Below are 24,387 nucleotides of genomic sequence, written 5' to 3' on the forward strand. Positions count from 1 at the left end.
ATTATCTGTATGTGTGTCAGAATAGTAGTTGTTCACAATAATTGTTGATAAACGTGTTAAGTATTTGATATTCAATATTATGGTTGTGTGGATAACCTATTTGAGTTTGATGAAATTGAAGCCGGATTCCTGAGACAGGGGTGGACTTCTAAAAAAAGTGGCCTTGACGTACAGAACAGGTGTTGAAATTGGGTTGAATAGTGCCTTGAAATGACATTGGAATGAGGTTGGAATGACGTTGGAATGACCTTGCAATGACCACAGTCATTCCAACCTTATTGCAACGACATTGTAAGGTCGTTAGAAAGGCTAAGCAGAGTACCGTTTAACTACAACTGAAACAGTTCTCAACAGGTTAAGAGCTTGATTCTTTGTTTTTCTAATCAGTTAACATAAATAAATATGTATTAATTGATTTTTAATGTGTATCTTGTTTTTGTTCTGTATTTATTTAATAGTTTATTAATTGTTAAAATATATGGTAAAACCCCTTTGATTAATATTCACAGCATTTTTCACCTTAATAAAAAAGTTATGGCTATTGTTACAAACAGTTATTTAGGAACATTCACTGGAAGAATAGGAAATATGGTTATTTATCCTCTTGCAGGACAGATAGTTGCCAGAACTATAGGTAAATCCTATAAAAAACCCACAAATAATCAGCTGAATTCAAGGATGGCGCTTAAAAAGATGAATGTTTTTTTACAGGAAATCAAGGGGTTTCTCAAAGTCGGTTTTGAATTAGAAGCTAAAGGCACGACTGCTAATGCATTCAATCACGCGCTTAAATATAACCGAAAACACGTTACAGGTACATTCCCGGACGTCGCAATTGATTATGCAAAAATACTGGTCACCAAAGGAAAGATGCCCATTGTAGAGAAGGCAAAAGCCAGTCTCCTGACCGACAGGCTTAAAGTGAGCTGGGATACTCAGGTCATTAATGGGCAAACACATCAGGATGACCAGGTATTGCTATTGGCCTATTTTCCGGGGGAAAATGGGAAGACCCGTATTTTTACCACCTCGGTCAGAAGATCAGCGGGTACTTATAAGTTCAACCTGAACAGGAGTGCTAGAATGCGCAATGCACATTTGTATCTGTCCTTTGTCTCAGATGATTATAAAAGTATTTCTGACAGTGTTTATCTTGGAGAGGTTTCCTGGGATAAAGTGGCTAAATAGCTGGAGTTCTTCCCCCGTCTACTGGAATACTAACTCCTGTAACATAGGAAGCAGCTGGTGAAGCAAGGAAAGCAATTACATTTCCGATTTCTTCCGGTTGGCCAATTCTTTTCATAGGAATGGAATTGGTTAGCTGTTTTTCTACGTCGTCCTTATTAGTGGCATCAGAAAGACTATCCAGCAGTTTTGTATACCGCGTGGTCTGCGTTAAACCCGGCAATACATTGTTCACTGTAATATTATATTCTCCCACTTCATTTGATAATGTTTTTGCCCAACCAGCTACGGCAGCCCTGATCGTATTGGATACGCCAAGATTCGGAAGAGGTGTTTTTACCGAAGTGGAAACAATGTTGATGATCCGTCCATAACCTGCTGCTTTCATTCCAGGCAAAACAGCCTGAACTAATAGCTGATTACAAACCAGGTGCTGACTGAAAGCCTGTTCAAACTCATTGGCTAATGCTGTTGTTATCGGGCCTGGTTTTGGCCCTCCGGTGTTATTGATCAGAATTTCTACCTGATCAAGTGCAACGATTTTTTGGATTGCAGTACTGACCGTTGCCGGGTCGGAGAAATCTGCAACGGCATAGGCATGTTGTTGTCCCTCAGTTAATGGTAACTGCTTTAAAGTATTGATCAATGATTCCTCACTTCTTGCGATCAGAATACAGTTTGCACCTAAACGGGCAAGAATGGTGGCTGTAGCCAATCCAATTCCTTGTGTACTTCCGCAAATTACTGCGGTTTTATTTGAAAGGGATATGTTCATCGTCATTAGATTTTAATTGGGATATGCCTGTAGTATCATTAAGCTTACAGGTAAAAATATCAAAAAAAAGCCGGCCCTTGTGTAAGGCCGGCAATTTTAATTGTGTGTGCGTGTTATCTTTCTCTACCACCTCTTTGTGGCTGGTTATTGTTATTTCCTCTGTGGTCATCCCTTCCGTTTCCTTGCTCATGGCCAGCTCTGCCTTTCATTTGCGATCTCTCATTGGCACGGGAATTTATATTTTGACCCGGTCTGTTATTTCTTGCTGCAATGTACCTTTTGTCTTTGCTATCTCTGATATTTCCTTGTTTACCATGGTAATTTTTGTATTTACCATATTGTTTAAGGTTTTGAGCATGATTTAAATATGGATTCGGTGTGTTCATCACAACCTTATAACCATTGTATAAATTATAGTTGCTGTATCTGGTTGGTAAAGTTCTTCTCGATACCCATTTTCCATTGACCAGGTAAGTATAATTTTGTGAGGATACATTATAATATGAATCTACATCTGGCAGGTAGTAGTTATCCACATGGTCGTATCCTGTTGGTCCCCAGGCAGGCTGGGATCCTATATTTATATTCAGGCTTATTTGTGCACTGGCTTTGATGCTGCTAAACGAAGCTACTCCGATAATGACAGCTAAAACAATTCTTTTCATTTGTGTGGTTGAGTTATTTGCTAAGGGTATTCCAAACCAGATGCCATCATTCAGTATATCAGGCTCTTTATCTATGAATGATGGATATTTGCCGATGAAGAAGGTATACTTATCGCCCGTGGCTGATTTTTTTAATATTTTAGCGTGATGATAGATGTATCCTGTGCCCTGATTATTAGCCAGAACGGACAAGTTTTAGTTGCTCAAAGAAGTTTGAGTATGCATTTGCCGCTTAAGTGGGAATTTCCCGGAGGGAAAGTTGAGCCGGGCGAAACTGCTGAAGATGGTCTGATCCGGGAAATCAGGGAGGAGCTTGGTGTGGAAATTGAAATCCTGAAAAAGATGTTGCCTTCAGTTTATGATCAGGGAAAACAGGTCATACGTCTGCTACCTTTTCAATGTAAAGTGATTAGCGGGGAGATCAAACTTACCGAGCATGCAGCTTTTCAATGGCTGTTTCCTGCAGAATTAAAGAAATTGGACTGGGCAGCAGCAGATATTCCAGTCGTGCAAAACTTTATAGATGAAATGATGTTGTAAAGAAAATCTATATTATGAACTCATTTTTCAAAACAATCATCGCAGGCTGGGGCGCTAAAAAACTTGGCGGAGGCTGTCTGTCTACCATCCTTATTTTCGTCCTTATTTATGTTGCTTTAGGTCAATGCAGCAGAACGCCTCAACGTACTGCTGCATTGCACAAAACTGTACCGGTTATAGAAAACAGGCAGTAAGTTTTTATTTTGCGATCGCAGCAAAGAGCTTGGGTAATTCTGTGTCACCACTTGTTTTGAAGGTCAGTGCATGCTTAGGAGAGTATAAAAATAAAGACGGATACTTTGTAGGCTGGAACAACGGGATAAATACATGATCGCGGTCTTCCAGCAACAGTACATTTTTCTTTCCAACCAGGTTCTTTCCGTATTTGCTCATGAAATCATTCATGGTGATATGCTGGTCAAGGGAAACGAGATAGATATTCAATTTTTTTAAGTCTTCGTATTTCTTAGACAGTTCAATCATGGTTTTCTGGCAGTGAACACAAGTAGCATCAAAGAAGACAAAAAGTGATTTGTGAGCTGGAACAATTTGTGCCTTCGTGAAGGCTTTTCCATCACCTTTATAAAACTGAAAATTTGGAATATCTGTAGCAGGCATTTGTGCTGAAGCAGTAAAAGAAAGGAAGGCCATTAAAAAGCCGAATAGATATAGTTTCATAAGATCAGATGTTTTTTTCAATAGTCGTGATGCCGGGCGTATTTATACAGACTTCACTAGTATTGTCAAGGTAATCAAATATAATAATAATTGGGATTGTCGGAAATGATAAGAAAATTAATTTTTAATGGAAAAAGAAACGGGGACCATCCAGGCGGACGGTCCCCGTTATCTAATTAACGCTCTCGTATATAAGACGACCAAATCTTCAATTTATTGTGTAAGATTAAAATAATTTGAGAAATTTAATTGGTCCGGTAAGACGCAACAGGTTTGGCCAGTTCATATTTGATCCAGAAATCTGCTGCAGCTGTGCGCTGGTCATTTCCGCCATCTGAACTACGGGCTCCTTTACCTCCCATACCTCCACCATGTCTTCCGCCACCACCACCGCCACGCATACCGCCGCCCATGCCACCGCCTTTGCCTCCAGACATACCATGACCGCCACCACCTGAGCCTTCGCCCGCTGGTGTTTCTCTGTGATGATGTTCCACACCACTATTTATTTTAATATTATAAGCTACTGCTTTAGTCTCATTTCCTTTTAAACCAAGCTGATTTAACGGAATTGCTAGTTCACAGATATAATCTCTCTGTTTATTGAATGCCGCTGCGACCGCTATGCCATCTTTATTTGGCATGGCTAAACTTCCGTCTGGAATATTTTTAAAGCCTGAGACCTGTATCGTATGTACTCCACCATGCTCAAATTCGTTTGCTTCGGCGTCAGGATGTGATAAGGTGTCATTTTGCTCATGGGGAGCAGGAGGTTGGTTCATCCCTAAGAAATTGAGTTTGATACCATCTTTCTTTTTTCCGGCGGTATTGATATCCAGGGTAAGCCCCCCGGACATTAGTTTTCTGGTAGTCACTTCATCAAGTGATTCAATGATGATGTAAAGATTTTGCTGGTCATTAGCCAGTGCAAATGCAAGTTTGGTATCTGTGTTGTAGTTGTTGAGCGGCTCATGCCATTCGTCCGAAACTCCATCTACTTTAACGGGCTGTTGTACCCATAAATTTATATCCGCATCCGGATCTGTTTTTTGCGCATAAAGCGATGTGGATGAAAGGCAGCTGATACTGCTGAAGAGAACTAAACTCAGTATGGTTTTCAAATCCATTTTTTTGCAGCGGGGGGGATAAATAACCCCGCTTAACAAAGCTATCTGATCAGATACATATTCTAAATAAATTAACATTTTTTAACGCATGAAAGCCCTAACAAAAGGGCTTATCTTTTTGTTCCTTTTATTCATAATAGACTTATGGGACTATTGTCTATTGTGTAATTTATGGGTTCAGTGTATCTTGGCTTAAATACTAAATATAAACATGACAGCTGTTGACCTCCAAAAGAGACAGAAATTATTCTATAGTATTATAGATCAGATAGAGAAAGATTATCATTTATACTTTGGTCTTAAATCTATTCAAAAGAGATTAAGCCAGACAGAGCGGATTTATGATCATTTTATATTGGATCATCAATCTTTCGAGCTATCTTTTTATCCAGAAAGTGACTTGCCTCAGGAAATTAGAGATTTGGTTTTAAATGCCCATCATGAGACATTTTCAAAGCAAATACAACTGGGCTAAAATTGACTTTATGATTACTTTGCTAAAGGCTTTTAATTTTAATTATAGCTAGAATTCGAGGTTTTGTCTTTAATTTAGGTTTCTAAATCTTCCCTGATTCCTAAGCCTATGAAACCTCTCATTTTCATTATTTTATGGTTATTTATGCTGGATACTTCCGCACAAAACAAAGAAAGAGTTTTGTTGAGCGATTTGTATCAAATAAAGACAGCTTCAAATGTGAAATTTTCTCCCGATGGAAAGTGGTATATTTATAGTGTTCAGTCTATAGTTGCCAATGAAGCTAAAACTGGAGAATATGATTATCAGCGGCAATGGTTTTTGGCTGCTTCCGATTTTAGCGCTGCCCCAAGAGCAATCACCAACCAGAAAGAAAATAGTAGTTATGTTTGCTGGTCTGGAGATAGCCGGCAATTATTTTTTACAAGAGCAGTCAAAGGGAAGTCGCAGGTCTTCAGGTTATCATTAAATGGTGGTGAAGCTTTACAGTTGACAGATTTTCAATGTGGTGTGGAAAAACCGTTGGTGAGCAAAGATGGACAGACTTTATTTTTCTCTGCTTCGATAAACCTGGCTGAATTGGAAAAAGATTCAGTCCTGAATCCGCAAAAGGCAACGCCATCATGGAATTTGGAAAAACCTGAAGTTACTGCCCTTGAAATTTATACAAACTCTGCCAAAGGAAATGCTGATGGTAGTTTAAAGGAGATCAGGGCCTATTTGCAGCAGAATGAAAAGGAGAAGAAAGCAAAGGTTTTTAACAGGTTAGATTTTCAGGACGAAGCAGTTACTAATCCTGAGTTGAATTTTACCCAGCTATTTACTTTATCACTGGCTCGTCCAGATGCAGTTCCTGTGCCTTTAACCAGTGGTTTTTACAGTTATGAATTGATCGCTGTGTGCCCGGACGGCAAATCAGTTGTGGTCAATGCCGATCTCAATCCCTCAGTACATCCCGATAGAAGTACCGAGTCTGCCATTTACCGGTTAAATATAAATGGAGGAAAACCAGAATTAATTTTGAGTGGTGCTGGTCAGCAGTTTAAAGCAACCAGCATCTCCGGAGATGGCAATTGGATAAGTTTTACACGAACTCCTGGAAGAGGAATAAATATAGGGAAAACCTTTGTTTACAACTTGAAGTCAAAGCAACAGTTGCGGGTACCTTTGGAGCGTAATTTTAATGGTTTTAGCTGGAACAAAGAAAATACACAGCTTTATTTTACGGCCAGTTCCAATGGAGGAAATGTGTTGTATAGTTATAAGTTAGCTGATCATTCCTTAAAACGTCTTTCTGCTTTTGATACCGGAATAACATCATTTGATATTAATAAAACACAATTGGTTTATTCGCAAATGAATACATCAGATCCTTCGGAAGTTTTTGCTGCAGATTTGCTGAATAAAACACCAAAGAAGATTACCAGCCTCAATACAGGATGGCTTAAGGGGAAGAAACTGAGTTATCCGGTGAAAAAAATGTTTACCAATGATCTGGGAATGGAAGTAGAATACTGGGTCATGAAGCCTGCCGGAGCAGAAGCTGGTCATCAATATCCTGTGATGTTGGAAATTCATGGAGGGCCTTCAGCGATGTGGGGACCGGGTGAATCCAGTATGTGGCATGAATTCCAATATTATACTGGTTTGGGGTATGGGATTGTCTATGCTAATCCGCGCGGATCGGGTGGGTATAGTGAAGCTTTTTTAAGGGCTAATATTAAGGATTGGGGAGCAGGGCCAATGCGCGATGTCATAAAAGCGCTTGATCTGACTATTGAAGAGGGCTGGGCGGACACGACTAAACAATTCATTACCGGTGGATCTTATGCAGGTTACCTCACAACCTGGATCATCGCCCATACCAACCGGTTTAAAGCGGCCTGTGCACAACGCGGTGTCTATGACCTGACTACATTTTTTGGAGAAGGTAATGCCTGGAGGCTGGTACCGGAATATTTTGGTGGTTATCCCTGGGAAAAGGAAGCCGGAAAATTACTCAGAGCTGAATCCCCATTTACTTATGTAGATCAGATCCATACGCCACTGATTATTTTTCATGGGGAAACGGATTTAAGGACTGGGGTTGTTCAATCTGAAATGCTTTATAAAGCGCTCAAAGTTTTAGGCAGACCAGTTGAATATGTAAGACATCCAGGTGGCACTCACGAGCTCACCAGATCCGGAAACAACAGGCAGCGTGCTGACCAGATGTTAAGGACGATGGAATTTTTTGAACGATACAAATAATAATGATTAAAAAAGTATATACCACCTATAAAGATTCTTTTTCTGGATTAAGCGCTGAAACCTGGTTATTAAGTATAGTGATGCTCATCAATAGGAGCAGCAGCATGGCTGTACCTTTTATGAGTTTATATATGACTCAATATTTGCACAGACCACCGTCTGATGCTGGATTAATTATCACCCTGTTTGGAGTAGGGTCTATTCTGGGGGCAACTGCAGGCGGAAAACTAACCGATGTGATCGGCTTCAGGGCAGTACAAATTATCTCCTCCATTATTGGAGGGCTGTTTTTCATCCTGTATTCTACGATTACGCATTTTCATGCCTTGTGTATGCTGACTATTGTCATCAGTTTCTTCTCTGAGGCCTTTAGACCGGCAAATTTTGCTGCGATTGCAACTTATGCGAAAGAAGGTACTCAAACCCGTTCTTATTCGCTGAACAGACTGGCAACAAATATGGGTTGGGCTGTAGGCAGTGCCATAGGAGGAATTGTTGCATCTTTTAGCTATCCTATGCTGTTTGTGCTGGACGGATCGGTGAGTGCCCTTTCTGGTCTCTCGATTTTATTGCTTTTACCTGCAACTGCCAAAGGAGCACGTAAAGCGGTAGCCGAAAAAATTAAGGGAATGCAAGTTCGCAAACCTTGGGAGGATATTTTGTTTATCAAGTTTTTATTGCTGACCACCATGCTGACTACTTGTTTCTACCTGATGTTCAGGGTAGTCCCTCTCTTTTACAAAGAGGTCTGGCATATCAATGAGCTGAAAATCGGTTTGATATTGGGGATGAATGGTTTGATTATTGCGCTTTTTGAAATGGTCATGATCAGCAGAATTGAAAATAAGCGTTCTCCAATCCATTATATCGTCAAAGGTGTGTTGTTCATTGCCGGTGCTTATGTCATGTTATTATTACCTGGAATTACACCAGTTATAGTTGCCCTTTTATCTGTATTGCTGTTTACGATTGGAGAAATGTTCGCACTTCCTTTTATCAATACTTTTGTAATGAGCAGAACCAATGAATTTAACCGCGGACAGTACGCTGCCGGATATACGTTAAGCTGGTCGGTTTCACAAGTGATTGGCCCTTCGGCAGGTTTTTATCTGGCCGAAAAATATGGGTACAACTGGTTGTGGATAATGCTGATCGTATTGTTAGTCGTTTGTGCGTCAGGTTTTAAATTACTAAAACATAAAATGAATTAAACTGTCTTTAATAGTGAATGTAATTTTGTAATATTATTAAAAAAACAAAAAACTCTAGCTAACAAAAGATAAACAATTTAAAACTAAATAGATGAACCCGACATGAATAAAATAATTATAAGCATGCAATGCAATAATTATTTTATTCATCAAAGGCTCTAGCTAACAAAAGATAAACAATTTAAAACTAAATAGATGAAACGTAATGCAACAGCCGTTTGGAATGGCACAATCAAAGAAGGTAAAGGTCACTTAACTACCGACAGTACTGTACTGAACCAGACTCAATATTCATTTAGCAGCCGTTTTGAAGATGGTGTAGGAACCAATCCAGAAGAGTTAATGGCAGCTGCACATGCAGGATGTTTTACGATGAAATTAAGTCTTGATCTGACTGAGGCTGGTTTTAACCCGACATCGCTGGAAACTAAAGGAACAGTATCTTTGGATAATGGAGTGATTACAAGTTCTAATCTGGTACTGAAAGCAAGTATTCCTGATATTACGGAAGAGCAATTTCAGGAAATTGCTGCTGGTGCAAAAGAAAATTGTCCGGTAAGTAAGGCTTATAATGTAGCTATTTCTCTGGAAGCTAGTTTAGTTTAAGAGAATAATTAATATAATTTTTAAGAAGCTATTGAAACGGTTTCAAAAAAATGCTTTCTGTAAAGAAGGCATTTTTTTTAGGTCAGAATTTGCTGTGGTTAGTATTTAGGCGGAGCGATGAGATTACGCATCACTAAAAAGATAACAAGTAGTGCCAGCAGGATAATCATAATTTCTGATAATCCTATTTTGATATTATTGAACATATATAATATTGTATTCATCTTATTGCTTGGTTTGGGAAAGGTAAATTACCCTCTTGTTTACGTATGTTGGATGGCTATGGATTTCAATGTATTGAATATTACAGGAATTGGGCTTTTATATTTAATCTTTAACCAAACAATAAGCCTTTTCATTCCTTTTTATGGTATAGATTTCTAAAAAATTAAATTATGGACAGGTTAGTTATAGAATCAATCCTCGCGGAGGCTGAAAAAATATATGTATCAAATGATACCGAAAGTGCAGAACTAGGTACCATACTAATGCTTGGCTTTAAGGCTGATCATGCAGAGCAGGTAGTTAATGCGTTTACGGCTTTGAAAAACATTACACATGGTAAAGTAGTGGAACTGGTGATTTGTAAAACACTGACTTCAGGAATTTATGATCTCGAACTTAAAACAGATGCGCTGGATGAGCCAGTCAGGATCTTGAATAAAGCAATACCAGATGACTTGCTGTTGCGACTTGAAAAACAACTGCAAAAAGATCAGAAAATTTTGCTAGGTACTAATGTATCGGAACAGGAGAGCTGGATATCTTTAACCGATGCACAAGTGAAAGAGTGCGCTATTAAAGAGAAATAAGCTGTTTTTGAAGCGATCTGCTTAACCACCTTCAGTCTGAATGCTGAAGGTGGTTTTTAATTTAATTTTGCTGGTAACATAGCTTCCAGATGGTTATCATTCCCGCTGATGTACCAGATTTCCTCTATTTATATTTAATTTTTTTCACTGCATTGCATAAGAATTTGACTTTGTTTTTTAGTTTAAAAACCGGGTTAAATAAATCAGCACGTTATCTCTGTTTTTTGTTATTTTCGTAACAGATAAATTTAATTATGAGTGAGGAACCAGCTAATAACTCCTTTGGGATTTTAAGAAGCTTAAAGAAATTAATCTTTGAGGATAGCCCTGAGCCATCTGTCCCTGAATCGAAACAGACAGTTGTACCGTCGGTAATGGAAACTAAAAAGGGTGAAGGTGTAACTAACAACCCTCCAACTAATCTAACACAAAATACTTCTGATCTGCCGCCGGCTGATGTCAAGCAGATGAAGCTTAAAGTGCTGGAGATATTAGAAAGAATTAATGAACCAGGATTAGACTTTTTTGAAGTTTGGAATGCAGCTGCTGAGATGGGAAGTGTGAATGCGGGCTCTATAAAAGCAGCTTTTACTTCTTTAAAATATGTAGATAAAACCCTGGATAAGGATAAGCTGGTCAGAACTGGTCAGAATTATGCTGCCGAACTGCAAAAGGTAATTGATAAGGAAACGAGTCAGAAGCAACAGCAAAAGGAGAACATTGAACAAAATCAGGTGGCAGAAAGGGCCAGCCTGACTGCAGAGATCCAGCGGCTTGAACAAAATATGGAAGAGTTGCGTGAAAAACTGGGCTCCAGACAAAAAGAACTTAAGGACATCAATAGTAAGTATGAACCTCAGCTTAAAGATATAGATGCAAAAATTGCTGTAGGCAATACTGCAGTTGCGGAAGTAATCACTGATATTAAAAATGCACTTAACATAATCCAAACCAATATAAACTAAAAATTAAGATGGAAAATAAGTCCCAATTTGTAAACATCCCGGCCGAATTGAAAAGCCAGTTACCAATATTCCAGGTACTGGGTGATCATTTGCCTAGCCAGATGCAAACACCAGAAGCCAAAAAGACGATGGCTAATATTTTTTTCTGGGTAATTGTTTTAGGCGGAGCTTTTGCCTTTTTTAAATTCCTGCCAATAATGCTGGAATATGCTGCTAAAAGCATTCTACTGGTGATTTTCAGTATTATTCTGATTGTGTTATTATTGCTTGCACCAAAAATTATTGCTTTGCTGCATCGTCTGGGAACTATTTTGATTTTTAAAGGAGAGAAGGCTATTATCCGTAACAATCCGATTGAAACATTGCAATTGTTATCAAAAGATGCTAAAGATACTTTGAAAAGGGTAAAAGAGAAGATCACCAATGTAGACGGGGTGCGTATTGATATGATCCAGAGTGGAGAGACTGCGCAGAAAACAGCAGAGGAAAAATATACTTATGCAAAGCGCTTTACGGTTGAAGCAGCTAACCTGGACGAGAAGGGAAAACAAGAAGCGGCTAATAACAATACAGAGAAAGCAAATGGGTATGGCAGAGATGCGAAGGAAACCCGTACTAAAGCATTTTTATTAGGGAAAGAGGGGGAGTCTGAAGAGCAGAATGCAAGAAGTTATGTGCAATATGCGAATCAGTTTGCCAAGGTGCTGGAAGTTTTAAAAGACAATGAAAGTGCTGCCCGTATTTATGTAAGTACGCTTGATAGTAGTATTTCTATCATTTCTAAAAAACTGGAAGCAACTCAGAAAATGAAAAATGCAACTGATGGTTTGGCGGAAGTCTTTAACATTAAAGATAGCTGGGTATTTCAGGAGGCCATGAATGCAGCAACAGGTGCAATCAGCCAGAACATTGCTTCAATCCGTTCCAATCTTGATTTTCTGGATCAGAATAACAATATCACTGTGGGTGGGGCACCAACACAAGGTGAGTTGGAAGAGTTTATTCAAAAAGTGGATCAGCGTAATCTTAAAATGCTTAATGTTAGCCAGATGTCGGATGCTTCTTATGAACTAAAAGCAGAAGAAAAGGTGGATAAGGGTTTTACTTTGCTGGATTAGACTTAGAACTGGCTTTAAAGGGGGCAGTATTAAATTAAATTATTAACAATAAAAATATAAATAAAGAATATGGAAGAGAAATCAACATGGGGCAGATTACGCTGGCCGATAAAGGCAATAATTATTGCTATTCCAATTATAGGATTAGGTTACTGGGCATCTGAAACTGGTAAATTTGATGGGGGTGCAACTAAAGCAGCACAGGATAGTACTGGTATCAGCCGTACTGCAGATGCTTCGGGTTCGCCTTCTGCTGCAACTAGTGATGAGAAACGTTCTTTCAATTATACCCCGGAGAAACCAGTAAATGGTGAGTATAAAGGTGTAGTTGAGGTTGGTGCTTCTGGTTTTAACTCTTTTGTAGTTAATATTGATAAGGAAAAACGTTGGGAAATTATTTCTAAGGACTTTGGAAAATCTTTTGTGTATGAAGGTATGGCAACTACTGCTGATATCCGTACTGGATTAAAAGATTATATAGGTGCTATGTTTGATAAAGGCGTAAAGTCTAAGAATATACATTTCGTAATTAGTTCAGGTGCGCAAAAAGAACCTAAAACGGCTGCCATTACTTCTGAATTGAAAAAAATGGGTTATATCGTGAACCTGGTTACTGCTGAACAGGAAGGTAAACTTGCTTTAAAATGCGTATTGCCTGCTTCTTATTATGATAACTCTTTTGTAGTTGATATTGGTTCTGGTAACACTAAAATATCCTGGATGGATGGCATTGTTAAATCTGCTGAGGCGCCAGGAGCGAAGTATTATGAGAAAGATTTAAAGGATGCTGCTGTTTACGATCAGGTTAAAGCTATCGCAGAAAAGATTCCTGCGGCTAAGCGTGAGGTTTGTTTTATCATTGGTGGTGTTCCATTTGAACTGGCTAAACAGACCCGTAATGGTGAAGAAAGATTTACTGTATTAAATAATCCTGAGAAGTATAATACAGATAAGGTAAAGATTAAAAGTGGTGTAAATATTTACAAAGCGATCAAGTATGCGACGCATTGTGATACTTTTGTTTTTGATTGGGATGCTAACTTTACAATAGGGTTCCTGTTGTCGGTTAAGTAGGCTTTATAGCGCATTAAAAAAGCTGCCTTGTCATTGACGGGCAGCTTTTTTGCTGATATTATTGGATGTTTATTTTACAAATTCCATTAAAGGTCCGAGTATGGTCGTTTCAAACTCTAACTGTTCCCTAAGCCCTTTCTTCGTATTTGAAAAGGGCTCGCTGATTGGATAGTTTTTTACAAAACGCGTGCTCTTAGCGCCAATAGTGTAGACTAATAGACCATAACTGGTATCATTGACCAGCCTGATTTCCTCAAAGTCCATCAGTGTTTTTGTATAAATTCCGGGTATCTTTTTATATACTTTTCGGGTACCCTGGTCAAAAATGATTTTTACATTCGCTAAAAACAGGAATTCATAAACTACATAACAGCAAAGTCCCGTGCCAATTAAATACAGGAAAAATTTGACGTCATGAGCTATTGGTGTAAAAGGAATGACAGCAAAGCATAAAAAAATTCCTGCTAAAAAGATCTTTATTTTGGTGTAATAACTCAGATTGGGTTGAATACTGAACCGGCCATCTGAGATTTCTAAGTTATAAAGCGCCATAATTTCTGTTCTATTTAATCTTCAATTTTCATGATGTACAGCGCCTCATTAATCATGTTGTTGAGTGGTACTGTAGAAAATACGGATTGGTTCAACATCAGAAGTTTCTCTTTTCCTTCGATGTTTAAAACCATACTTGCTGTTGCATTCATCGTAATTCCAAAAACAGAGATCGTTTTGGCTACAAGGAAGGTTTCAAAATAGTCCAGGCTATAGGCTACTTCAGAGGCGAACAGGTTCTTTTTCAATAAAACCTGACGGGATTCCATATCGATGGTAGTTTTCGCAGTAAGGCGAAGTAAGACCAGCGCACCGAGTATGGCCATAATATAGCCAACCCATCTATTGGCTTTATCAGTTGCACCGATAGTAAAGGCAAGAATAAGTCCTCCTACCAGGAAGAGGCCACCAAGAAAACCAATAAATACGAATTGTGCTTTCAAAAGATATTTATCACCATCCTGTTCAAAGTACTTGTAATTTTCCATGTTATTTCTGTTTAAGGGGTTAATTAGATTGTTTAGCTAATAGTATATTTATTGTGGATCATTAATTGTATTGTTAAAATATATTTATTTTATCTGTTAAACAAAATTTGACGACAAAATTAATGCCATCTGTTTTGGTAAGAAGTATTAAATTTTACAGCTGGTAGTAACTGTCTGATTTATTGGTGGATAAGAATGTTGTGTAATTTTCTGTCAGCATATTACAGGCTGTTCGCTGTTTGATAAATTATAGTGATTTCTGATTTGAGGACAGAAATGTGAAAGAAGAGAGTTTATTAGTTATTCATTATTAGTGCATTTAATCATAAATGCAAATAACCGTTACTATGATTTAGAAACGGCTATTTGCAGTAAAAACAATACCTTTCTAATTCACATTAATTTTCACTTTAATGATATCATTAATAGCAGGTAAAGTTGTAAATGGGTTTGGATTAGGTACACCAGCGATTACATTGCTTTGTGATGCAGTAGCTCCGCCAAGGTTAAACTGGTTATTTCCCGCGCCAGGAAACTGATCAACGGCAGTGCCATTATCATATAGCTTGATGGAACTTGAAATGTCCGCCGTTTGTGTGGCATCCGAACCGTTTTCTGAAGAAGCAAAAAACCAGTCATTTGAAAAGCCATACATCGTTGCAATAGCAATACGGTCACCTTTGGCTACTGAAAGTTCTTGAGAAACGGAACCACCTACCTGATTTCCTATCATAGGAAGCAGGACAGTTGAGTTGGGTGCTGGTAATACGTATACATTTTTAACACCTGGTCTGCCTTGCAATGCTGCGGCTAATAAAGTCGCATTTCCTTGTTGTGCCAGTTCTTTTAATCCTTCGTTACGGTCTTTTTCACCAGTCTTGAAAATTGGATTATCTATGCCGTTATAAACCACTACCAGAATTGGAGACAGTGGAGTGAAGATTCCGGTATTGCTTTTTATGTAAGCATATAATGGTGCATTATTTCCAGCTTCAGCAAGCTGAGTCAAACCATTTGCTGTTGGCTGTCCGCTAGTGAAAATTGGTGCTGGGTTAAGTAGTTTGCCACCTGCAATGTATGATACTGCCCATACGCCAGGACTTAATGGAGTCTCATTAGCTGTACCGCCCGAAGTATTTTGTAAGGTTAAGGTGAAATAAGAATCGCCTTCATATTTTAAGGTCGCTTTGACCAGAGATGAAGCTGGTAGGTAGGTATTTCCCTGAGCATCTTTTCCACTCACTTCTGTAATTGCATTATTTTCTGCAATGCCGGGATGAACAACGTTCGCTCCTGGTGCCTGGTTCACTCTGGTTCCATTATCCCAGAGTTTGATTTGTGCTGAAACATCACCTTCAATTGGTTTTTTATTCTGGTCATAAAGTGCGATCCCAGGATTTGCTGGCGCGAAGAATAAGTCGTTAGACCAGCCATACATACTAGAGAAGGTAACTGCTTGTCCGATAGAAGCCGAAAAGCGGAAGGAAATAGTTTGACCCGGGAGTATAACTGGTGGTGTACCTGTGCCCTGAAAAGTACCTGATTCAACCAGGTTACTTGAATTCAATACGTTTTGTACCGTGATTGTAGTTTTGTTAGTAGCTGGAGGGGTTACTGAGTCTTTTTTACAGGCTGTGAATGTTAAAGGTAAGATCGTGGCTGCAATAAGCCATTTCCAGTTGTTTTGAAGTAAATTCATTTTGTGTTTGTTTTTCGTTTATACCGCTTTGTCGCGGTCATTACTAAAACCTTACAACTGATCCTGAATTAATTTCAAAAAATCAGATTGGCACTGTAAAAGGGGAGGGCAATCAGGATGGTAAGTTGGACATGTTGAGGAATAAAACTTGTTTTTTATAATATATGCACCTGAAATAAAAATCCAGGGCATAAAAAAAGCCCCTGTAAGGAGCTTCTAAAAGTTCTTTTTTAAATCCTATCCTAGAAAGAAAAATCATCATTCTGGCCTTTTGCAGCACCTTCATGATTTTCTGAATATTCATAGCGTTTTTCAACAACTTCCTGGTGATTCTTGATATAATCAACCGTCTCATTTAAACCTTCAGCGAATTTCTCAAAATCTTCTTTGTATAAAAAGATCTTATGTTTTACAAATACACCGTCTTCCAGTCTTTTCTTGCTTTCAGTAAGGGTTAAATAATAATCTCCTGAACGTGTTGCTTTAACGTCGAAAAAATAAGTTCTCTTACCGGCCCTTACTTTTTTAGAAAAAACCTCTTCTCTCTCTTTGTTGTCAAATTCTCCCATGTTTGGTATCGCTGTTGGTTTTTGGTTCGGGTAAATATAAAGTATTAATTAGATAAGATCAAAATAGAAATTAAAGAGATTTATTTTCTTCTTCCAATAACTGGTTCTGATACATCTCTTCGTAGATGCCATGCAGGTTAATTAGTTCATCATGAGTGCCTTGTTCTGCGATACGGCCTTCTTCAAGTACCAGAATCTTGTCTGCTTTTTTGATAGTAGAAATCCTGTGGGCAATTAATATGCTGGTCTTTCCTTTCATGACATTACCCAGGTTATTTAAGATTTCCTCCTCAGTTTTAGTATCTACTGCGGAAAGACAATCGTCGAAAATCAATATTTTGGGCTCTTTGATCAATGCTCTGGCTATAGATACACGTTGTTTTTGTCCGCCGGAAAGGGTAATGCCCCGCTCGCCAAGCATCGTGTCGAACTTCAACTCAAAGTCCATTATATTATGATATACGGCTGCATTTCGTGCTGCATTTTCGATTTCAAGATCGGTTACCTGATCCAGTCCAAAGGCAATATTATTCTTAATGTTATCAGAAAAGAGAAAAACTTCTTGTGGAACGAAACCAACTTGATCTCTGAAAGAATTCAGGTTGACATTCTTCAAGGGATTTCCGTCAATTGAAATCTGACCTGAGTCGGTATCATACATCCTCATAATCAGATTGGCCAGTGTTGATTTTCCCGATCCGGTACGCCCGATGATCGCAACGAATTGTCCTGCTTTAATATCAAAACTTACATCTTGTAATGCTTTGATACCTGTATCCTGATAGGTAAAGTTAACGTGATCAAATTTGATATTTCCGCTCACTTCTCCTGCAGGTGCATCTCCGGTATGAATATCTGATTGTAATTCGAGGAATTCATTGATCCTTTTCTGTGAGGCTGACGCGCGTTGAATTAACGTGGTTACCCAGCCCAGCATAGTAACGGGGAATGTAAGCTGATTAACATATACGATGAATTCTGCGATGTTTCCTGCGGTAATAGAACCATCGAGTACCTGTTCTCCACCTATATATACGGTAAGAATAGTACTCAGACCAACTAAAAGAAGCATAGTTGGATAAAAGAGTGCTTGTACGCGTACCAGCCCCATGGAACTGTTTTTATAGGCGTTGCTTTCGTTCGCGAAGATCTCCCGGGTATAATCTTCTCTGACATAAGATTTGATAACCCGGATGCCTGAAAATCTTTCCTGTACGAAACTTGATAAACTGGAAAGCTGTTCCTGGATCTGTTCGCTTTTATTATTGATCTGGGTGTTTACAAAGTAAATAATGATGACCAGTACCGGCAGAGGTAATAAGCAGAAAGTAGCCAGTTTAGCATTCACTGAATACATGGAAGTAATAATCAGCAGAAATAAAACAAGGGTATTGATGGCATACATAATTGCAGGGCCAACATACATCCTTACTCTGTTGACATCTTCTGTAGCCCGGTTCATTAAATCGCCGGTATTGTTGCGGCGGTAAAAGCCAAGGCTCAGCTTTTGGTAGTGTGCGTAAATCTCATTCTTCATATCAAATTCAATATGTCTGGACATCAGAATCAATGTCTGGCGCATAAAGAACAGAAATAGACCTCTGATCAGATAGAGGATCAATACGAGCGAGCCGAAATAAAGCAAACTGTAACTGAAGATATCATAAATGATCTGCTGTCTTTCAAAACCGCTGAAAAGGCCGTAAATCTGGATGTTCTCGGTAATAAGATTAAAGGCATGGCCGATAACCTGTGCTGGAATTACACCGAAAATATTAGAGATAATAACGAAAAACACCCCGGGTACGATCCACCATTTATATTTATAGAAATGTTTATTTAAAAAACGAAGGTGCTTCATGTGGCGTAAAGTTAGCCAATTGCACATGATTTTTGAAAACTGTTTGGTTAAAACAATGTAAATAATGTTTTTTATCCTTAGTTTTGCGAGCTGTCTGATAAACGAAATCTTATGTCTGGTAATAGTTCTGCGGTAACCTCAATTTTAGATCAACTAAGTGCTTTAGGACACAAAAAAGTTGTTTTTTGTAATGATCCCGATACCGGTTTAAAAGCCATTATTGCTATTCATGATACGACACTGGGCCCTGCTTTAGGTGGTACAAGAATGTTAAGTTATGCTACGGAGACTGAAGCATTGGAAGATGTGCTGCGGTTATCAAGGAGTATGACTTATAAAGCTGCAATTACAGGTTTAAACCTGGGTGGCGGTAAAGCTGTAATCATTGGTGATTCCCGTAAAGGAAAATCTGAAGCGATGATGCGCAGTTTTGGTCGTTTTATTCAAAACCTGAATGGTGAGTTCATTACTGCTGAGGATGTTGGTACAACGACTAAAGACATGGAGTATATCAGTATGGAAACCAAATATGTGACGGGGGTTCCTGAATCAATTGGTGGAATGGGTGATCCTTCCCCTACCACTGCTAAAGGCGTTTTTCTGGGAATAAAAGCTTGTGTTAAGGAAGTTTTTGGAACTGATATGCTGGCAGGACGCTCTGTTGTTGTACAGGGGATCGGAAATGTAGGGGAACAATTGGTAGAGTTACTGAGAAATGAAAACGTTGAGGTTTTTATCAGTGATATCAATGAGGAACGTTTACATCATATTGCAAGAAAATATAAAGCAAAACCTGTAGAGGCTAATAAAGTATTCGGTCTTGACGTTGATATCTATGCGCCTTGTGCGCTGGGAGCTACGGTCAATGATGTAACTATTCCCAGAATGAAGTTTGCGATTATCGCTGGTTCAGCTAACAATCAGCTTGCTGATGAACATGTGCATGGCAAGTTGCTTTTGGAAAAGAATATACTTTTTGCACCGGATTATCTGATTAATGCAGGTGGACTGATTAACTGTTATTCAGAATTAACAGGTTTTGGAAGAAAACGCACGATGCAGCTGACAGAAAATATCTATCAGGCAACGCGTAACGTAATTAAATTGTCCAAGGCAGAAAATATCCCAACAATTCTGGCAGCAAACAGGATTGCAGAACAAAGAATAATAGACATCAAAAAAATAAAATCATCATTTTAATAACCGGTATATTACCAACTCGTTCTTACATTCATGTTAAATAGAAGGCACCTACGAATTAAAGTCCTGCAAAACATCTTTGCGTGGCAAATGACAGACAAAAAGGATCTACTTTCTGCAAAGAAAGAATTGATGCACAGTATTGACCAGGTTTATGAAATGTATGTCAGAATGCTGGCACTACTTTCTGAGATCACGGAATACACCTCAGTTGACGCTATTGAAAGAGCTAACAAGCATTTTCCAACTGCTGAAGATCTGAATCCTAACAAGAAATTACTGCGCAACAAGTTCATTGTTTTGCTGCAGGAAAATCCTGAATTTAAATCGGCTGTAAACAAATACCAGATTAACTGGCATGCGGATCCTGAATTCATCAAAACAATCTACAATAAGCTGAAAGCTACTCCTGAGTATATCGCTTATCTGGCAGATACTGATGATAGTCTGGAAGGATCAAAAGAGATTATCAAATTTATCTTTAGAAAAATCATCCTTAAAAGCCAGAATATCATCCAGGCTTTTGAAGATAAATTTATCAACTGGCCGGTAGATAAGGAAGTAATGCAGGGTATGGTTGCAAAAACCCTGAAGAACTTTGTTTCGGAAGATCCGTTTAAAAACAAACTTACGCCAATCAGTGTGGATTGGAAAGAAGACAGCAAATTTGTGGAAGATCTTTTCACTTATACGCTGAAAAATAATACTGAATATCAGAATTTAATCGCCGAGCGTACTAAAAACTGGGAATCGGAACGTATTGCATTAATGGATACTATCCTGATGAAAATGGCTATTTGTGAGTTGATGAATTTCCCTTCAATTCCGGTAAAAGTAACCATTAATGAGTATCTTGACTTGTCAAAAGATTACAGTACTCCGAAAAGTAATTCATTTATTAACGGTATATTGGACAAAATTTTAGGCGATTTAAAGCGTACAAACAGTATTAAGAAAATTGGCCGCGGATTGATAGAAGAATAAAAAAATATAGTAATGAAGAAGATATTTTTACTTGCATTTGCAGCAGCTGCATTAGCTGCGTGCCAACAAACAAAACCTACAGCGGTTGCGACTGACAGTGTAGTTAAAACTACTGAAACTAAAACAGTGGCTTCACCTGATGCACCTGTAATCAGTTTCAAACAAGGAATGTACAATTTTGGTAAAATCGTACAGGGAGAGTCGGTACATTATGAATTTAAATTTACAAACACTGGAAAAAGCCCATTGATTATTACCAATGCGACTGCAACTTGTGGATGTACTATTCCTGAAATTCCTAAAGAGCCGATTAAACCAGGAGCTGATGGTGTGATTAAAGTAGTTTTTAACAGTGCTGGTAAAATGGGAATGCAGGATAAAGTTGTCACTATCACTTCAAATGGTAACCCTTCCACTACAGAAGTACATCTGATTGGTGAGGTAAAAGAAAGAACATAATTTTATAATAATACAATCAATATGACATTAACAGTAATTTTAGATGCTGCTGCCGGCGGAAGCAGTACGTTAAGTACCTTGGTTCCAATGGTATTAATCATGGTAGTTTTCTATTTCTTCATGATCAGACCACAAGTTAAAAAAGCTAAAGACCACAAAAAATTAGTTGCAGACTTGAAAAAAGGTGACAAAATAGTTACTACTGCTGGTATTCACGGCAGAATCGTTGATATGAATGAACTTACTTTTCTAATCGAAGTTGAAGGCGGTACTAAAATCCGTTTTGACAAGTCAGCGATTTCTCTGGATGCAACTAAAGCATCTACTGAATTGCCTAAGGCTTAATTCGCTGATAGACATTAAAAAGCCGCTCCATTAATGGCGCGGCTTTTTTGTTTAGTGATAAAACCTTAAATTTGATTAATTACAGCCCGTATGCCATTCATTAAACTTACAAAAATAGAGCGAAAGCGCTTTTTAGTATTGATCACTTGTGTGCTTCTGGCTATTGCAGGATGGTTGTTTCTGGCGTTGAACAATAAATATGTTTATACGGCCAAGACTGTTCTGATTTATAAAAATTTTCCGCAGAAAAAAGCTTTTCATCCTTTACAGTCCGATACGGTAGATTTACAGGTAGAAGGAACGGGCTGGCAGTTGTTGTTTGCACGTTTAAGAGTAAATCCGCAATTTATCAGCATCAACCTTGAAAAGTTGAATAACAGGAACTTTATCCTTTTTTCAGAACAGTTGTATAGTGTGAACAATCAGCTGGAAACTTCACAGAAAATTATATCTGTACGCCCTGATACGTTATACTTTGATTTTTCTAAAAGGACGGTAAAAAGAGTTCCGGTCAGATTAGTCTCTAATTTATCTTTTGTGAAGCAGTTTGGTATTTCTGATGTGATTCAGTGTACGCCTAATTACGTAACGGTATCGGGGCCGCAAGAAGAGCTGGAAAAAATTAATGAATGGAAAACTGATACTTTGGTGTTGCATAATATTCAGAATCAGGCAGTGACCAGGATAGGGATGATACAGAACGTGCTCAAAAATGTAAATATATTCCCGGCGAGTGTCGAGGTTAAATTGCCAGTAGATGAGTTTACAGAGAAGACACTAGAGGTGCCATTGAAGATTATCAATAATGGTGAATATTATAATGTTAAGCTTTATCCGAAAAAGGTGAAGATAACTTTTATGGTCGCCTTATCCAGTTATCAGCAGGTAAATGAAGATTTCATTGAAGCGGTGGTAGATTTGAATGAGTGGAAATTAAAGCATCATGGGCAGCTGAGTGTTAAGCTGACCCGCTTTCCTGATTATTGCAGAAAGGTGAGGGTAGACCCGGAAAAAATTGATTTTATTATAGAAAGATAATGATTAAAATTGGGATTACCGGTGGTATAGGAAGTGGTAAAACTACGGTTTGCAAAATATTCGAACAATTGGGTATTCCTGTGTTTTATGCGGATACTGTAGCGAAAGAAATTATGGTAACCGACCCAATATTAAGGAAGGGGATTATAGCAGCTTTCGGCGTAGAGAGTTATGAGCTGTCCGGGAAGCTGAACAATAAACATATTGCCCAGATCGTATTCAATAATAAAGTGGAGCTGGAGAAGCTGAATGCATTGGTTCATCCGGCTGTATTCAGAGCATTTGAAAGCTGGCAGCAAACTATACCTGCAGAGGTACCTTATAATTTGAAAGAGGCTGCACTATTATTTGAGAGTGGTTCTTATAGAATGTGTGACCATAGTATTTTGGTTACCGCACCCAAAGCGGTCAAAATACAAAGGGTGATGGAACGGGACGGGGTGACCAGCGAACAGGTCGAAGCACGGATGGATAAGCAGCTGAGTGATGAAGAAAAGAATAAAATGGCTGATTTTTTAATTACAAATGATGAAAGCCAATCGGTGATACTCCAGGTATTGGAGCTGCACTATCAATTTATAAACCTTACAAAATAAATGATATTAGAGGATTTTTTAGTGCCAACTAAAATTGGACTGTATTGTGCCTATGGCAATTTTTACCTGGATCCGAAAGAAATGGTAAAGGATGCAGTAATTTCACATGCACATGGTGATCATGCAATTAGTGGTAATTTCAATGTGTATTGTACCAAAGCTACCTCATTGTTCATGATACAACGGTATAAGAAATTTGCAGCGGGTGAGTTTCATCTGTATGCTTTTCATGCTGAATTTGTATTGAATGGAGTAAAGATCAGTTTTATCCCTGCTGGCCATATTTTGGGCTCGGCACTGGTAATGATGGAGTATAAAGGGGTTAAATATCTATATACTGGAGATTATAAGCTTCAACCGGATACGACTTGTGAGCCTATAGAATTTGCGGAAGCTGATGTATTGATTACGGAAACAACTTTTGCAAATCCTGATACTAAACATCCGGATGTAGAACTGGAGATCAAAAAACTAAATGCGACAACGAGTAATATTATGCTGGGTGCTTATGCTTTAGGTAAGAGTCAGCGGTTGATTAAATTGATCAGCGACCTTTGCCCGCAACGAAGAATCCTGGTACACCATAGTATTCTTCCTTTTGTGAAAATTTATGAACAGATGGGAATTGATATGGGAAAGTATGAGGTTTATGACCGGAAGGTAATGAAGAATACTAAAACTGATATGATTTACCTGGTACCGCCTTTGGTTTACAGAAGTTATATCAAAGCGGTAAATGTGATCAGGGTTTTTGCTACAGGATGGAAACACTTACAGAACAATAATGAGTTACAATTGTTCATTTCTGACCATGTGGACTGGGATGATATCATTTATACGATTGAAAAAGTAAAGCCAAAAGAAATCTGGACTACACATGGGAGTGGAATTCAACTAAAAAGTTATTATACAAACATTATTACTGTTAAATTGCTTAACTAATGGAACAGAGTGCCGACTATTATTTCAATAAAGAGGGATTAATGGTTTTTACGGAAGCGTACCACCTTAAACGTGGTTATTGCTGTAAAAATGGGTGTAAGCACTGTCCATGGAAATACGGCAGGAAAAAGGACAGTGGAAATAATAGTGAATTAAACTCAGAAAAAAGATAA

The 24,387-nt window shown here is 38.3% G+C and carries 29 protein-coding genes; 19 read left to right on the plus strand and 10 right to left on the minus strand.

The annotated features are described in order from the left end of the window. Positions 1 to 534 precede the first annotated feature (534 nt). Complete coding sequence (locus tag ABIB30_RS13160; protein WP_354302709.1) at positions 535 to 1,188, plus strand: DUF6266 family protein; 654 nt, start codon at positions 535 to 537, stop codon at positions 1,186 to 1,188. On the opposite strand, the gene ABIB30_RS13165 is transcribed toward ABIB30_RS13160, so the two are convergent. Together ABIB30_RS13165 and ABIB30_RS13170 are read right to left on the minus strand one after the other, a co-directional pair. After that, positions 1,181 to 1,960: an SDR family oxidoreductase gene (locus ABIB30_RS13165; protein WP_354302711.1), complete on the minus strand. Its 780-nt coding sequence runs from the start codon at positions 1,958 to 1,960 to the stop codon at positions 1,181 to 1,183. The two genes, ABIB30_RS13160 and ABIB30_RS13165, sit on opposite strands and share 8 nt — an antisense overlap. A gap of 113 nt (positions 1,961 to 2,073) precedes the next feature. Further along, positions 2,074 to 2,625 carry a hypothetical protein gene (locus ABIB30_RS13170; RefSeq protein WP_354302713.1) on the minus strand — a complete coding sequence of 184 codons (552 nt, stop codon included), beginning with the start codon at positions 2,623 to 2,625 and terminating at the stop codon, positions 2,074 to 2,076. A gap of 147 nt (positions 2,626 to 2,772) precedes the next feature. Between ABIB30_RS13170 and ABIB30_RS13175 the strand changes: the two genes are divergently transcribed. Together ABIB30_RS13175 and ABIB30_RS13180 are read left to right on the plus strand one after the other, a co-directional pair. Further along, positions 2,773 to 3,165, plus strand: a complete 393-nt coding sequence (locus tag ABIB30_RS13175) for a (deoxy)nucleoside triphosphate pyrophosphohydrolase (protein WP_354302715.1) — start codon at positions 2,773 to 2,775, stop codon at positions 3,163 to 3,165. 14 nt (positions 3,166 to 3,179) lie between these two features. Further along, positions 3,180 to 3,359: a hypothetical protein gene (locus tag ABIB30_RS13180; RefSeq protein WP_068402612.1), complete on the plus strand. Its 180-nt coding sequence runs from the start codon at positions 3,180 to 3,182 to the stop codon at positions 3,357 to 3,359. A 4-nt stretch (positions 3,360 to 3,363) separates the two neighbouring features. On the opposite strand, the gene ABIB30_RS13185 is transcribed toward ABIB30_RS13180, so the two are convergent. Continuing rightward, a complete protein-coding gene (locus tag ABIB30_RS13185) occupies positions 3,364 to 3,843 on the minus strand; it encodes a TlpA family protein disulfide reductase (RefSeq protein ID WP_354302717.1) in 480 nt (159 codons plus the stop codon). Positions 3,844 to 4,088: 245 nt separating this feature from the next. After that, positions 4,089 to 4,970 (minus strand): hypothetical protein, encoded by an 882-nt coding sequence (locus ABIB30_RS13190; RefSeq protein ID WP_354302719.1) that lies wholly within the window; start codon positions 4,968 to 4,970, stop codon positions 4,089 to 4,091. A gap of 211 nt (positions 4,971 to 5,181) precedes the next feature. Between ABIB30_RS13190 and ABIB30_RS13195 the strand changes: the two genes are divergently transcribed. From ABIB30_RS13195 to ABIB30_RS13210, 4 genes are all read left to right on the plus strand, one after another. After that, positions 5,182 to 5,445, plus strand: a complete 264-nt coding sequence (locus ABIB30_RS13195) for a hypothetical protein (RefSeq protein WP_354302721.1) — start codon at positions 5,182 to 5,184, stop codon at positions 5,443 to 5,445. 108 nt (positions 5,446 to 5,553) lie between these two features. Continuing rightward, entirely contained in the window at positions 5,554 to 7,695 is a 2,142-nt protein-coding gene (locus ABIB30_RS13200; protein ID WP_354302723.1) for a S9 family peptidase, read from the plus strand. Between the two features lie 2 nt (positions 7,696 to 7,697). Continuing rightward, positions 7,698 to 8,906 (plus strand): MFS transporter, encoded by a 1,209-nt coding sequence (locus ABIB30_RS13205; protein ID WP_354302725.1) that lies wholly within the window; start codon positions 7,698 to 7,700, stop codon positions 8,904 to 8,906. 195 nt (positions 8,907 to 9,101) lie between these two features. Then, positions 9,102 to 9,512, plus strand: coding sequence for an OsmC family protein (locus ABIB30_RS13210; RefSeq protein ID WP_354302727.1), 411 nt, complete (start codon positions 9,102 to 9,104; stop codon positions 9,510 to 9,512). A gap of 98 nt (positions 9,513 to 9,610) precedes the next feature. Here the strand turns inward: ABIB30_RS13210 and ABIB30_RS13215 are convergent, their stop codons facing one another. Then, the gene (locus ABIB30_RS13215) at positions 9,611 to 9,736 is read right to left on the minus strand and encodes a hypothetical protein (protein ID WP_354302729.1); all 126 of its coding nucleotides are present in this window, start codon (positions 9,734 to 9,736) and stop codon (positions 9,611 to 9,613) included. A gap of 171 nt (positions 9,737 to 9,907) precedes the next feature. Between ABIB30_RS13215 and ABIB30_RS13220 the strand changes: the two genes are divergently transcribed. From ABIB30_RS13220 to ABIB30_RS13235, 4 genes are all read left to right on the plus strand, one after another. Further along, positions 9,908 to 10,324: a hypothetical protein gene (locus ABIB30_RS13220; protein ID WP_354302731.1), complete on the plus strand. Its 417-nt coding sequence runs from the start codon at positions 9,908 to 9,910 to the stop codon at positions 10,322 to 10,324. Between the two features lie 254 nt (positions 10,325 to 10,578). After that, positions 10,579 to 11,289, plus strand: a complete 711-nt coding sequence (locus tag ABIB30_RS13225) for a hypothetical protein (RefSeq protein ID WP_354302733.1) — start codon at positions 10,579 to 10,581, stop codon at positions 11,287 to 11,289. An 8-nt stretch (positions 11,290 to 11,297) separates the two neighbouring features. Continuing rightward, positions 11,298 to 12,407 carry a hypothetical protein gene (locus ABIB30_RS13230; RefSeq protein WP_183867445.1) on the plus strand — a complete coding sequence of 370 codons (1,110 nt, stop codon included), beginning with the start codon at positions 11,298 to 11,300 and terminating at the stop codon, positions 12,405 to 12,407. 69 nt (positions 12,408 to 12,476) lie between these two features. Further along, positions 12,477 to 13,481, plus strand: a complete 1,005-nt coding sequence (locus tag ABIB30_RS13235) for a hypothetical protein (protein WP_354302735.1) — start codon at positions 12,477 to 12,479, stop codon at positions 13,479 to 13,481. A gap of 69 nt (positions 13,482 to 13,550) precedes the next feature. On the opposite strand, the gene ABIB30_RS13240 is transcribed toward ABIB30_RS13235, so the two are convergent. The 5 genes from ABIB30_RS13240 to ABIB30_RS13260 all read right to left on the minus strand — a co-directional run bounded on the left by ABIB30_RS13240 (position 13,551) and on the right by ABIB30_RS13260 (position 18,650). Further along, positions 13,551 to 14,033 (minus strand): hypothetical protein, encoded by a 483-nt coding sequence (locus ABIB30_RS13240; RefSeq protein ID WP_354302737.1) that lies wholly within the window; start codon positions 14,031 to 14,033, stop codon positions 13,551 to 13,553. A 14-nt stretch (positions 14,034 to 14,047) separates the two neighbouring features. After that, entirely contained in the window at positions 14,048 to 14,521 is a 474-nt protein-coding gene (locus ABIB30_RS13245) for a hypothetical protein (RefSeq protein ID WP_354302739.1), read from the minus strand. Between the two features lie 388 nt (positions 14,522 to 14,909). Next, positions 14,910 to 16,220 carry a spondin domain-containing protein gene (locus tag ABIB30_RS13250; protein ID WP_354302741.1) on the minus strand — a complete coding sequence of 437 codons (1,311 nt, stop codon included), beginning with the start codon at positions 16,218 to 16,220 and terminating at the stop codon, positions 14,910 to 14,912. Between the two features lie 242 nt (positions 16,221 to 16,462). Then, the gene (locus ABIB30_RS13255; protein WP_111632195.1) at positions 16,463 to 16,789 is read right to left on the minus strand and encodes a DUF3276 family protein; all 327 of its coding nucleotides are present in this window, start codon (positions 16,787 to 16,789) and stop codon (positions 16,463 to 16,465) included. A gap of 70 nt (positions 16,790 to 16,859) precedes the next feature. Further along, positions 16,860 to 18,650 carry an ABC transporter ATP-binding protein gene (locus ABIB30_RS13260; protein ID WP_354302744.1) on the minus strand — a complete coding sequence of 597 codons (1,791 nt, stop codon included), beginning with the start codon at positions 18,648 to 18,650 and terminating at the stop codon, positions 16,860 to 16,862. A 111-nt stretch (positions 18,651 to 18,761) separates the two neighbouring features. On the opposite strand from ABIB30_RS13260, the gene ABIB30_RS13265 reads away from it, so the two are divergent. The 8 genes from ABIB30_RS13265 to ABIB30_RS13300 all read left to right on the plus strand — a co-directional run bounded on the left by ABIB30_RS13265 (position 18,762) and on the right by ABIB30_RS13300 (position 24,387). Further along, positions 18,762 to 19,850, plus strand: coding sequence for a Glu/Leu/Phe/Val family dehydrogenase (locus ABIB30_RS13265; protein ID WP_184660351.1), 1,089 nt, complete (start codon positions 18,762 to 18,764; stop codon positions 19,848 to 19,850). 90 nt (positions 19,851 to 19,940) lie between these two features. Next, positions 19,941 to 20,834: a transcription antitermination factor NusB gene (gene nusB / locus ABIB30_RS13270; protein ID WP_232324612.1), complete on the plus strand. Its 894-nt coding sequence runs from the start codon at positions 19,941 to 19,943 to the stop codon at positions 20,832 to 20,834. Positions 20,835 to 20,846: 12 nt separating this feature from the next. After that, positions 20,847 to 21,293: a DUF1573 domain-containing protein gene (locus tag ABIB30_RS13275; RefSeq protein WP_354302747.1), complete on the plus strand. Its 447-nt coding sequence runs from the start codon at positions 20,847 to 20,849 to the stop codon at positions 21,291 to 21,293. Positions 21,294 to 21,314: 21 nt separating this feature from the next. After that, positions 21,315 to 21,638 carry a preprotein translocase subunit YajC gene (gene yajC / locus ABIB30_RS13280; protein WP_354302749.1) on the plus strand — a complete coding sequence of 108 codons (324 nt, stop codon included), beginning with the start codon at positions 21,315 to 21,317 and terminating at the stop codon, positions 21,636 to 21,638. A gap of 90 nt (positions 21,639 to 21,728) precedes the next feature. Continuing rightward, positions 21,729 to 22,676, plus strand: a complete 948-nt coding sequence (locus ABIB30_RS13285; protein ID WP_354302751.1) for a CdaR family protein — start codon at positions 21,729 to 21,731, stop codon at positions 22,674 to 22,676. Beyond that, positions 22,676 to 23,272: a dephospho-CoA kinase gene (gene coaE, locus ABIB30_RS13290; RefSeq protein ID WP_354302753.1), complete on the plus strand. Its 597-nt coding sequence runs from the start codon at positions 22,676 to 22,678 to the stop codon at positions 23,270 to 23,272. Before ABIB30_RS13285 ends, coaE begins: the two co-directional genes overlap by 1 nt. After that, positions 23,273 to 24,214: an exonuclease gene (locus ABIB30_RS13295; protein ID WP_354302755.1), complete on the plus strand. Its 942-nt coding sequence runs from the start codon at positions 23,273 to 23,275 to the stop codon at positions 24,212 to 24,214. Beyond that, a complete protein-coding gene (locus ABIB30_RS13300) occupies positions 24,214 to 24,387 on the plus strand; it encodes a C1orf53 family protein (RefSeq protein WP_354302757.1) in 174 nt (57 codons plus the stop codon). Before ABIB30_RS13295 ends, ABIB30_RS13300 begins: the two co-directional genes overlap by 1 nt.

Origin of the sequence: Pedobacter sp. UYP1, from assembly GCF_040547305.1 — a bacterium.
Classification (GTDB): Bacteria; Bacteroidota; Bacteroidia; order Sphingobacteriales; family Sphingobacteriaceae; genus Pedobacter.